The organism is candidate division WOR-3 bacterium, assembly GCA_039801365.1.
Lineage (GTDB): Bacteria > Hydrothermota > Tepidihabitantia > Tepidihabitantales > Tepidihabitantaceae > JBDRUN01.
This window is the reverse complement of sequence record JBDRUN010000082.1, coordinates 1-11796: the sequence shown is the minus strand read 5'-3', so window position 1 is coordinate 11796 and position 11796 is coordinate 1. Positions and strand designations below refer to the sequence as shown.

Sequence of the window (11796 nt, the reverse complement as noted above, 5' to 3'; positions counted from 1 at the left end):
ATAGTCAGTGCCATCTGACCAACTCCTTTCATGGTAAGGGCTGGTCAGATTATGCCTCCTGTTTCGAGTACTTTTCTTACGTGAGGCAACGGGGTAGCTTCGAGTACATTTTTGGTGAGGCAACGCGCCGGCTTGACATTCGCAAACACCACCGATAGAATCGAGCACGTCTAACCCTTACTGGAGGACTAATGCCGCTACCTAAGCGAAGGCATTCCCGGCAGCGCGGTCGCAAACGTAGGACTCACTGGAAGTTGACCGCGCCGACTGTGGTTGACTGCCCTCATTGCCACGAGCCAAAACTGCCGCACCGCGTGTGCCTGCACTGCGGTTACTACGCGGGCAAGGAAGTCATCTTCATCAGCAGGGAAAAAGAAAAGACACAGTGAAGATCGCACTCGATGCGATGGGGTCGGACAACGCCCCCCGGGCTGAGCTTCAAGGTATTGCTCTAGCACTTGAGGAAGACAGTTCGCTTGAGGTCGTACTCGTCGGTCAAGGAGAGATAATCGCCGGCTTCAATCGGAACTGCTCGGCCCGGCTTGAGCTTGTGTCGGCAACTGAAGTTGTCGGGATGCACGAGGCGCCATCCGACGCAGTCAAGCGCAAGCGCAATTCGTCAATCGCGGTATGCATGCGCCTCCTAAAGGAAGGCAAAGTGGATGGCGTGGTCTCGGCCGGGAACACCGGTGCAGTGATGGCCTATGCTCTTACTATGATTGGCGCCGTGCCAGGTGTTCACCGACCCACGCTGGCGGTAATGTTCCCGACCGTCAAAGGTTCGAGCATGGTGCTCGACGTCGGCGCAAACGTTGACGCCAGTCCATTACAGCTCTACCAGTTCGGGCTGATGGGCGCAACCGCCGCCAGCTACCTACTCCGCAAGGCGAACCCGTCCGTCGGACTACTGAACATCGGCCGGGAAGAGTCAAAAGGCAACGATGCCATTCTCGGGGCCTACCGGATGTTTAAACAGAGCGAACTTAACTTCGTCGGGAACATCGAGGGCTATGACATTCTCAAGGGAACGGCCGATGTTGTCGTTTGTGACGGACTGGTCGGCAACGTGCTGCTGAAGTACGGCGAAGGACTGGCCGAGGTCGTAGCCGGGATGCTGGCCGACTATCTTGAGTCCGAATCTAGGTACCGCCTGCGTCGCTGGCTCTCCAAGCCCGTGCTGCAGGAATTCATCGACCGGATGGACTACCAGGAACACGGCGGCGCCCTACTGCTGGGTGTAGAAGCCCCGGTCGTCGTGGCACACGGCCGTTCCAGCCCAAGAGCGATAATGAACGCGCTGCGCTCAGCCTGTCGCGCCGTGGAGGGCAATATCACCGAGCATATCCGTAAGCGGTTCACGCAGGAAAAGGGCATAGAGACTGGCGAATAGTAATTAGGCCTGGGCTAACTATGGAAGTCCCAAGCAAAACCGGAGTAGAACAATATGAGTGATCATCCGCTGATCGCTCATCGTTCATTGCTACTAGGTCGTTTCTGTGTCTCCTTTGTTCTGTTCTTTCTCTCCGCCTGCAACACCCTGCCGGTTGGTGCTGACCAGCTCGACCGCATGCCGCAAGCTGACAGCTTGACTGTGAAGCCAGATTCCATCGCCGGTTACGGCCGGTACGCGGCCTTGGGCGCGGCCGACATCATGTATCTGGGCAAAGACAGTCAGTACCAGTCCCGAGTAATCCTGCGATTCGCGCTGCCGGACACGGCACTCGACTCCGCTCTCTCAGCCCAGCTCATTCTGCACCGTAAAGATAGTACAGCCATGACATTCGTGATCCGGCCTTGCTCCAGTGCTTGGAATTCTGCTGCAGTGTCTTGGCGCATGGCCGACTCGGTCACCCACTGGCTTACGCCTGGTGGCGACTATTGGAACGTTGCCTTGGGGGGCGGCACTTTCACGGGGGAGAGTCTGGTAATAGAGCTTGACCTAGGTAAGCTCGACACACTAGTCCAACCATCCTTCAAGCAGAACGGCGTCCTACTCTTTCCTCAGGACAGCGGTTTCGTTGCACTCTACTCAGGGTACGCCGCTGCCACGGCCCCTAGGCTACGTATCAAGTACTCCGGCAATGCGCAATCGGTTTACAACTCGCTCGACGACGCCCACCTTGTTGACACCATCGCACTAGGCCGGGCCAGTGCCTATCGCATCGGCTCGGGTATGGTCTTTCGCACCTATCTTCGGTTCCCCCTCGAATGCATCTCGCCCGCGGCCACGATCGCCGAGGCCGAACTCACCTTCCTGCCCGTGGTCGAATACCGGCGAAAGGACACGCTCCGCATCGGCGTGCGTCGGCTCCTCGAACCGTTTGCCCGAGCTGGACACAATGCGAAATTCGCGGATGAAGCCGATGCGGTGTGCCGCTACGTTGTGAGTCCGGAGTCGGACTCTGTTGCGACCTTCGATCTGAGAGAACTGGTCCAGTTCTGGACCGCGCACCCGGATTCAAACTTCGGACTTCTGCTTGTGGCCGAACCCGAGCACTCCATGATGTTTCGACTCGGTTTGGCGCGAACCGGCCCGGCCGCTCCTACACTCAGGCTTCTTTACGTCATGCCGCCCAATGACCGGTTCTTCCACTGATGTACACCAACTTGCCGCCTGCGCTTTGCCGCCCGCACTTCACCGCTTTGGTTTCTGGCTTCTGCCTGTTGGCTCTTGTGTTCGGTCCTGCACCTGCTCAGTCCTTCTTCACCGCTCGCGGACTGGGTGAGCTTGCGCTGCCGGCCGATGCTCGGATTTCAGCGCTCGGTACGCCGGAGGCACTGTCATATGGGAACCCTGGCATCGTTGTATATCTGCCCAAAGTTTCATTCACCGGTTCAAGCCTTGGTGTGGCGACAATCGGTTCTCAGACCGGGCAGAACCGGCTTATTCAAAACGTGCGGCCAGCCGGGTTCCATGCCGCTGCGCCCCTGCCGCTTGAGACCCGGCTTATGCTCGGAATTGACGAACGGTTCAACCAAGACTACAGCATCTGGTCCGAGTCCCTGCCGGATTCAAGCTACCGGTACCATGTCACCGGCCGGGGCGGCATATACGCACTCCGGTGCGGTATCGGCTGGTCCTGTTTCAAACTTGCTGGCATCGGCATTGAATACAGCCGTCTACTCGGCTCCTCCCGCGAAGACTGGCGATTCGAGACCAAGAATGGTCGCTATGTCTCAACCGACACCGTTGAGCTGGACTACTCCGGCGATGCGATCAAGTTCGGCACCTCGTTACAGACTGCCCGGTTCGCCCTCGCTACCCACTACTCACTTCCGCACTGCTTCACCGCTCGCTCCTTCCGTAAAGTTCACGGCGTCATCGAAGACTCGCTCCGCACCTACCGGATCTCAATTCCATCCGCCGCATCATTCGGCGTTAGTTTCTCACCTGCGGAGCAGCTGACCATCGCGCTCGGCTTCAAGCACCAGCCTTGGCATGACATCAAGGTTGATACTGGGCATATGCCCGGTGCACTGAACTCATACCGCGTATCAGCCGGTGCCGAGTACTTGACAGGCAAGATACCGCTCCGACTTGGCTACTCCTACTCACCGTGGTACTACGCTGCCCGTGACGCAAGCCCTATCATCGAGCACGGATTTCATCTTGGAGCCGGTATTCCGATTACTGGGTTTGGCTCGCTCGAATTCTCGGCCGGACTTGATCGCAGGAACTCGGCTACTCTTTCCGAGACATCTATACGCCTGATGCTGAGCCTTGCCTATCACGAAGCCTGGCTTCGGCGCACCCGGCGCTGGGGCTACTAGGCCTACTACAAGGCAGGTGTCAAGTCAATCCGTTGGACAGGAGTGGAGTGTGGGGTCTTGGTACAGTCTTGCCGGGAAGACGATAGTAATTCCCTGCTTTTCATCAACTTGCGAGTTGGCTATCTCTGTTCAGAATCGTCCGAACTCCGAGGGACTTTTCCGTCAGACAGCGTCTATCCCTGCGTACCCGATGCCGCTTCGGGGACGGCTACCGGGCTAGCCCCGGACTATCCACCTCTTCTCACAGCCGGACACAGTCTGAGACAGGCTGGACTGAGCGCCAAGGTGGTGGTTGGCTTTACGACTGGAAGCGCGTCCATTCTGCCGGGCCCGGGTTCGACCAACCCCGGCCTACGGGAACAGGCTAGACTAGACACCGTCTGACCCGCCCCACATGTCGCATCGGGGGCCACCTTCCTAGTGCGTGGATCCCCCAGTACGCTCGGCCGACAACAGTTCGCGCTGACCAAGCACGAAAACCTTGTCCTATCGCGCCGCTGCAACACCGGAAAACACTTGGAGCGTCGCACTGGGCCAATGTCATTTGCTGCTAGGAGCTAGGTCACCTGGATGACAATAACAGACCTGGTCTTTCTGCCGACTCAACATATTGGCGGGCAGGCTTTCCTGTCAAGATCGGTTTCTCACGCATTATCAGTACCACTTGACCTTGCGGTCTAAAGGACTGCCAAAATGCATCTCTTTTCGAGTGCTTTCTTGGGTGAGGGTTGAAAATACGACCTGTTCTGGTAGAATTGTAAGGTAACAAGCTGAAGAACAGGCCCATTCGGGCCAGAGGGAGGGATTGTGCTTAGTTTCCTCGTGCTTTCCTTTTGCCTTTGTCTTGCCGTGCCGCCACAAAACGCATCCGGTTTCCAAGGCGGGCCGGACGGCTTCGGCTACTACTGGGAATCAACCCAGGATTGCGGAGACACCATTACGTTTTCTTGGCTCGACCCTTCGACACACCAGCCGATAGTCGGCTGGTTCCCGAATCCGGACGATGGCTGGGTGCGAATCGGCCTGCCTTTCCAGTTTCCGTTCTACGGAGATACCCTTGATTCAGTCGTCGTGTGTTCCAACGGCTTCCTTGAGTTTCCTACGACGTTCACGACCTACGAGAATCGATCCTTGCCTGCCCCCGAGTTCCCTTACCTGCTAGCCCTCTACTGGGATGACCTGAGCCCAGCCCGGTCCGGCTCGGTTCGCCGATATGACGACCCGGCACTCGGATTCACTTGCATTACTTGGTTCAACGTAGTTCGGTTCAACTCCTGGGATACACTTTCGGCTCAAGTCTTGCTGTTCGCCGACGGCTCCATCAGGATGAACATCCTACGTGCTACACGGACAAAAGACTCTAACACTGTCGGCATCCAAGGCCACTCTGGTGGCAACGACCATTGTCTGCAGTACGTGCACGACGGCCTTCCGACCAAACACCAACCTGAGGACTCAATGTCCGTTCGGTTCTACGTACGGCGGCTGGCGCATGACGTCGGCGTGTTCCGTGCTGGTACCCCACTGGGCTGGATTCCGACCGGGTGTCAAAGTCCAGTGACCGGAGTGTTCAAGAACTACGGACTGGGTACCGAGACGTTTCCGGTTACCTGTCGCATCGTCCGAACCCGCGTCCCGCGCGATACTGTGTTTGCGCGCACTCGGTTGATTACTGGGCTTGTGCCCGGCGACACTTCCTTGTGCTACTTCGGAGACTGGCTGGTACCGCCGAGCCCGGATTCCTGGTTCGTTCTTCTTGAGACCCGGCTTTCTGGCGACCTGCTGCCGCGCAACGATACTGCCTGCTTCGTGACGTCTTCTTTCCCACCTGGTTTTGGTGCCGTACTCGGCACTTGGGACTTCCCAGAAATCGGCTCTGGTATGAACTTGACCGGTATCACGTACTGTCAGGACCTGAATCGGTTTTACGTTACCTCAACCCAGCCAAACCAGGTATACAGCTTTCCCGCGTGCTCGAGCGCGCCCAGACTGGAACCAGAGGCATTTGAACTCCAAGACTTTTTCGGAGGGGACGTCGTCTGGGGTATCGCGTGGGACCAGACCGGTACCAAGTTCTGGATAACACACGTCCCACTTTGTGGCCCGGGCTGTGTTGTCGCCGGATACGGACTGGACGGTTCGTTCACCAGCGACACTTGGAACCTCGAGTTGCTCGCACCTGACGCCTGGTTCGCCGGGCTTGACGCGGGTCGGCCTGGAACGCTATTTGCAGTCGAGGTCGGCGGCCTGAACCGTATTCTTGAACTCGATGTTGCGAACCACAGAATTGTCCGTGCGCTTGCCAACCCAACTTCCTCGTTCCGGGCCTGCTCATTCTTGGGCGACAACCGTAGTTATCTCATTACGGGTGGATGGAACCAGGGAGCGTTAATCGAACTCGACCTCGGCGGCTTGGTCACAAGAACCGCGCCACTTGCCGACTTGGCTGACCTAGATATCTACCGACCCGAGAACCCAAGCCCGGACTCAATCGTTTGGGCCTACGCAACCCTGAGCCGGCTCCAAAACACCATCTGCAAGCTATCGCTCGGCCGCACGTGGCGCGCAGTTGGCATCAGCGCCGATGCCCCGCGGTCCGCGCTTCGCGGTTCTAACACCCTCGGTCCAAGTATCATTCGGTCCGGTCAGACCATCGTCCTTTCAGATTTGCCGACCGGAGCAGCAGTCTGTTTGTGGGATGTCTCTGGCCGACAGGTAACACAGCGCCAGTACCAGAATTGCGGTCCCTGTGTGCTTGGCTCAGACTTCACCAGTCTGCCTGCCGGCATCTACGTATTGACTATTTCGACCGTCACGACTAAGCTGTCCAGCAAACTGGTGGTGACGGCCCCCTAGCGTGGTCACTGCCCGTCTGGTGCACCGTGGGATTTCTGCTCTGTGTTCTCGTCTTTTGCGGTCCGGCTTCTGCTGACCGGCCGCCGGCCCATGCGCATGCGCTATGCAATCCGCATTGCGCTCCACGCCAGATGTCAAACTCCCCCGCACGGCTTGGAGCGTTGAATGTAGGACGTCCGTTGTCTCGGACGCCTGCGCTCGACAATGGCTGGGGTATTCGGGCCGATCTCCCATACCCGCTTGCACTCCACATGATGGCCGCAGTCAAGGATTCCACGATTCGCGCTCTGTTTGTCTTCGGTGGTCGGCGTTCGGCCAGCACTATGATGGAAAGAGCATGCCTACGGTACTTGCCAACGCAGAACCGCTGGTCTCGATGCTCACCGATGCGCTACGAACGCGGTGTCGGCCAAGCCGTCGTTGTCCGAAATCTTGTCTATGTGCTCGGCGGGTGCAGTGAATTTGGCATCGGGCTCAATCGAGTCGAAGTCTATGACCCAGCGCGGGACAACTGGACAATCCTCCCGGAGATGCCTGATAGTCTACACGACTTTGGCGCGGTCGCGTGGAGGGACAGCCTCATTTACGTACTCGGTGGTGGCAACTGGGCGGTCAACTCTCCACCCCGCGACCGGGTCTGGCTATTCAACCCGGCAACCCAAGCCTGGGACACGGCGGCTTCGCTTCCGGTCGAACTCGGCGCAATGGGCTGCGGCATTGTAGGGGATACTATCTACTTGGTAGGTGGCTGGACCCTGACTGGCATGACCAACGCGGTCTGGCAAGGTGTCGTCAACACTGCGGACCCGCGGCAGGTCAACTGGTATCAACTCGAGACATTACCTGGTCAAGCCCGCTGCCGCCCAGTGTGCGCTGTCCTTAACGGCATTCTCCATGTAGTCGGTGGAGTACTCAAAGACGGAACCGTGACTTCGGAGGCACTTGGATTCGACCCTCGGAACCGGACTTGGCGGCAACTGCTGTCCAAGCCAAGCCCGGTCGCAAACGTGTTCGGCGCTCCGGTGATTGGAGGGCGGCTCTACGTACCAGGCGGGTTTGAGGGCGCCACGCCCTATCTTGCTCGGCACGACTACCTTGACGTTGCTCACTATGACTATGACGTTGCGGCTGAGTCCATCGTCTCGCCGGTGGGCCGAGTCACGGCCGGTATGCCCTGTCCGATCGTGACGTGGTTTAGGAACTCAGGCACAATTCCTGACACGTTCAGCGTGTCAGCGTGGGTCTTGGACTCGGTTACTCGGCAACTACTGTTCGAAGGCGATGCCAGGCTGGAGCTCGGACCAGGCCAGGGCAGCAAGGCTGATTTCGGCGATTTTGTTCCACCAGCCGGAGCCTACATGTTAGTGGCCGCCGCAGCAAGTTCGGCAAATGACCAGAATCCGGATAATGATACTACTTGGCAGCGTTGTCAAACAGCACTCGGGTCCTGGCCGGATGCGTTTGGCTACACCTATTGCTCTACGCAAGAGCCGGACAGTATCGAGTTCGGTTGGTTTGACACTGCAGGCGGAACAGTAATCACGGACTGGGCCCCTGACCCAGATGACGGCACATCTCGGCGTCTCTTACCGTTCAGGTTTCCCTACTATGGCAGAACGCTTAGCGCGATTTACGTGTCCACCAACGGACATCTGGGTACTTCGGAGAACACCAGCCGTCTAAACCGCCGTCTACCATCTGTCGAGTTACCCGATGTCATCGCGCCATTCTGGGACGACTTGACCCTGCGCGAGAGGGGTAGGGTCATGGAGAATAGGACCACAGACGCCGTGGTCTTCACCTGGGCCGGGGTGCCGCGCTATGGGGTGCCTACAGAATCACTCACGTTCCAGGTGGTGCTTGAACGTTCTGGTAGGATTTGGTTCAACTACCTACGCCTGGCAGCAGACCGCATGAGTTCGACCACTGGAATCCAGGGTACTGACGGTAGCTGGTACCGTTACCTCCAGTACGTCTGTGATGGTAGTCCTGCCAATCACGTTCTGACTGACTCGACTACGATTCTGTTCTCCTCTCCAGTAGTGGGAGTATCTGAGTCTCTATTCTCCGGTTCCGGCTTACCATTCTCTATTCGCATTCCGACGATCTGCACCAGCCAGCAACTGGAAATCAGCGTTTCATGGTCTGCAAGCAATGCACTCCTGTTGACCGTGTACGATGCTTCTGGTCGCCGCATTTGGACAAGGCAAGTCTGTGGTACCTCGTCCCGGTCTCTGCTTCCTACCTCCTGCTCTCTAGTCTGGGACTTGAACGACGCATCGGGTCGTCATGTGCCCCTGGGAATCTACTACGTCCGCATTCTCTCCGGCTCGGAGACCGTTACCAGAAAGCTCGTACTGCTGCGCTAGGTCCCGAGGAGTCAGCCTGAAGGACAAAAGGGACGATGGCGCTGGAGAATGACGAACCGGCGCTTGATGCCTGAAACAGGCAGAATCACGTCGAGCGCACGTTCAACAGTCAGGCCATACTGAGCGATGCTTTTGGCTGCTCGTTCGATCTCCATATCACCGCAAGCGGTCTTGAATAGAATAAGCCGACTGCCAGGGCTGAGCTGATGCTGAACCTGCTTGATGACCTGTCGGACTGGACCGGTTAGACGGGAGAGTAGTACGGTGCAGTCGAGTGGTCTCAGTAGTTCAACCCGGCCTTCGATTACCCATGCGTTGTCAAGACCGAGATCACAGACTGCAGTGTTCAGGAATAGACACTTCTTATGCGAAGACTCTACTAGTAGTATCTTCAGGTCAGGTCGGGCAATGGCCAGCGGAATACCGGGCAGACCAGCGCCCGAGCCAATGTCAGCAACACTTGAGCCAATCGAAATGGCCGAGGAAACAGCCAGAGAGTCAAGCACGTGGTAAGAGAGGATTCGATCTGAGTCCCGACGGGATATGAGGTTGATGCGACGATTCCAGCCGCGTAGGAGGCCGGCATAGCGTTCGAGTAGCGCAAGCTGAGCAGGTGCAAGCGTAAATCCAAGCCCGGCACAGGCCGACTCAAGCTCAGCGTGGCTGAGGTCAGGCACTAGAGATTGGTTCAGGCACGCAAGAGCTCAGGAATTCGGGTGATTTAGCACGGGCCGTCAGGACCCCGGAACACCAGTTCACTTGCCGTTTCTATTCCAGCGGATCGCGGATGTAGATGTTGGTTTCGAGGTACTTGTGGAATTCGGTCCACTTCGTACCCTGGTTATCAGCGACCGCGTCGCGAAACATCGCAATACGGGCGTCAAGGTTATCAAGAAAGTGGACAATCAGCGCCTCGACAAACTTCGGCGACTTTGGCGAGCCGAACTCCAGTTGTCCATGATGGGCGAGGATAATATGAAGGATGAGCCGACGTAGCTCCTCAGGGAACTCCTTGATGCTATCAATTCGTTTGCAGACCAAGTCGTATCCCATGACGATGTGGCCGATAAGGCGGCCGTCCCAAGTGTGGTCAATCGCCTTGTCATAGACGTACTCCTCGGTCTTGCCAACATCATGGAGGATGATACCAGTCATCAGCAGGTCCCGGTCCACTTCCTCGTAGGTATCGGGTACCGTTCTGGCAAGCCGGCACATGAACACAGTATGTTCCAAAAGGCCACCAATGCAGGCATGATGTACCTGGGCCGCGGCCGGAGAATCCGAGAACTTCCTGACAAATTCATCGTCCTCGAAGAAAGTAGCAAGCAGACCAGCCAAATGTCTGTTCTTCACAGCAGCAATGTACTTCCTGAGCTCGGCCAGAAGCTGTTTGCGGTCGTATTTCGTGGCGGAGATAAAGTCTTCGCGGTTGACCTGGGCAGGGTCTGCCGGGTATATGACTGAAACGGTGAGCTGCGGCTTACCTTGATAGTCGCCCATCTTGCCGACCACACGGTAGAACCCACCGGGTTCGACACAGCGCAGAGCATCGTCAATCCGATCCCACATGATGGCAGCAACCCGACCGCTCTTGTCTTGAAACTCAAATGTCAAGAATGGTGCACCATCCCGTCGCTCCTTGACGTCCCGCCGGGTGCAGAAGAACACGTCGTCAACCTGGGTGCCAGGTTTGATTGCCTTCAGGAACTGGGTTTTCATTGCCGTTGTGGGCTAGAGCTCTATTGAGAATGAGATGCGATGAGCCATGCCCAGTTCAACCATCGGGATGAAGGCATAGTCGAGCTGGTACTTCTGGTAGCGGAAGCCAAGGCCAGTCGTAAGTCCGGCTAGGATGTCCGTGCCGCCACCAGACTTAAGGTCGGCGCCCAAGGTTGTGTACCCAGCACGCAGGACAAGTATGTCTGCAACCCAACCTTCGATGCCGGCTCGGAACACAAACCGGTTATCCACTGGCTTGAGCACATCGGCGGTGAGGTTGATCGAGGAATTGGGCAGGTAAGCAAGACCAACGGCGAACTCCAGCGGCATCTTGTCCCGGCCGGACTGGAACGGCTTCGCCTGATAACCGATGTTACGGCAGGCAAGTCCGGCATACAGTCCCTCGAAACCTTCGAGTGGAATTCGGGCCCGGGCGCCCAGGTTCGCAGCCACACCGATGCCGAAAAACGTGTCAATCGAGCCATACAGTCCCTGGAATCCTGCTCCGACTAACACGAGCTCTGATAGCTTGAGCGCTGCTGACAGGTTCACATCGGTGTAGGAAACACCGAACATCCCCAACTCGTTGCCCAACGGGTCGGTCCGTTTCATCGTGCCGGCGTTCAGGTATACGATGCCGATGCCAATACCCTTGTTTGCAGCCAGCGGCCTGGAATAGGCGACTGAGCCCAAGTGAATACCGGCAACGTAGTTGACATACCCGACGTGGGCACGCGGCAGTTCGCTGCCCAGCACCAGTGCGGGAGAATACCAGAACGCCATCGGGCTCTGCGCATCGCCGGTCACTGCACCAGCCATTGCGGCCTCACGGGCAGTGGGGGTAACACGGAGGAAGTCGAAGCCAGCGGTGCCAACGCCGGGGTCAAAAGAGATGAGACTCAGGGCCAAGAGCATGTTCATCAAGACAAGTTAGCCACCGGCCTGCGCTTGTCAAGCAGAATGTCGCACCCCTAGGGCCGGCCAAGGCACATCGTGACCCCCTGCCTGACGCTTGCGCGTTTCATATGATACCCGTAGCGCCAGCAACTCGTCAAGGTCGAGCGCAGGCAACAGGAGAACA

The 11796-nt window shown here is 57.5% G+C and carries 9 protein-coding genes; 6 read left to right on the top strand and 3 right to left on the bottom strand.

Features of this window, described 5'->3' with window-relative positions; translation table 11 throughout:
- Positions 1-191 precede the first annotated feature (191 nt).
- The 6 genes from rpmF (at position 192) to ABIL25_09300 (ending at position 8996) form a co-directional block, all read left to right on the top strand.
- On the top strand, positions 192-389 hold the full coding sequence (gene rpmF / locus ABIL25_09325) for a 50S ribosomal protein L32 (protein MEO0082471.1): 198 nt from the start codon (positions 192-194) through the stop codon (positions 387-389).
- Positions 386-1390 carry a phosphate acyltransferase PlsX gene (gene plsX / locus ABIL25_09320; protein ID MEO0082470.1) on the top strand — a complete coding sequence of 335 codons (1005 nt, stop codon included), beginning with the start codon at positions 386-388 and terminating at the stop codon, positions 1388-1390. Before rpmF ends, plsX begins: the two co-directional genes overlap by 4 nt.
- Before the next feature lie 54 nt (positions 1391-1444).
- The gene (locus ABIL25_09315) at positions 1445-2596 is read left to right on the top strand and encodes a DNRLRE domain-containing protein (protein MEO0082469.1); all 1152 of its coding nucleotides are present in this window, start codon (positions 1445-1447) and stop codon (positions 2594-2596) included.
- 47 nt (positions 2597-2643) lie between these two features.
- The gene (locus tag ABIL25_09310) at positions 2644-3771 is read left to right on the top strand and encodes a hypothetical protein (GenBank protein MEO0082468.1); all 1128 of its coding nucleotides are present in this window, start codon (positions 2644-2646) and stop codon (positions 3769-3771) included.
- 807 nt (positions 3772-4578) lie between these two features.
- Positions 4579-6627 carry a T9SS type A sorting domain-containing protein gene (locus tag ABIL25_09305; GenBank protein MEO0082467.1) on the top strand — a complete coding sequence of 683 codons (2049 nt, stop codon included), beginning with the start codon at positions 4579-4581 and terminating at the stop codon, positions 6625-6627.
- Positions 6628-6806: 179 nt separating this feature from the next.
- A complete protein-coding gene (locus tag ABIL25_09300; protein MEO0082466.1) occupies positions 6807-8996 on the top strand; it encodes a kelch repeat-containing protein in 2190 nt (729 codons plus the stop codon).
- A gap of 11 nt (positions 8997-9007) precedes the next feature.
- On the opposite strand, the gene rsmG is transcribed toward ABIL25_09300, so the two are convergent.
- From rsmG to ABIL25_09285, 3 genes are all read right to left on the bottom strand, one after another.
- Positions 9008-9673: a 16S rRNA (guanine(527)-N(7))-methyltransferase RsmG gene (rsmG, locus tag ABIL25_09295; GenBank protein MEO0082465.1), complete on the bottom strand. Its 666-nt coding sequence runs from the start codon at positions 9671-9673 to the stop codon at positions 9008-9010.
- A 91-nt stretch (positions 9674-9764) separates the two neighbouring features.
- Positions 9765-10715 (bottom strand): HD domain-containing protein, encoded by a 951-nt coding sequence (locus ABIL25_09290; GenBank protein MEO0082464.1) that lies wholly within the window; start codon positions 10713-10715, stop codon positions 9765-9767.
- A gap of 12 nt (positions 10716-10727) precedes the next feature.
- Positions 10728-11636 carry a PorV/PorQ family protein gene (locus ABIL25_09285; GenBank protein MEO0082463.1) on the bottom strand — a complete coding sequence of 303 codons (909 nt, stop codon included), beginning with the start codon at positions 11634-11636 and terminating at the stop codon, positions 10728-10730.
- Positions 11637-11796: the final 160 nt, after the last annotated feature.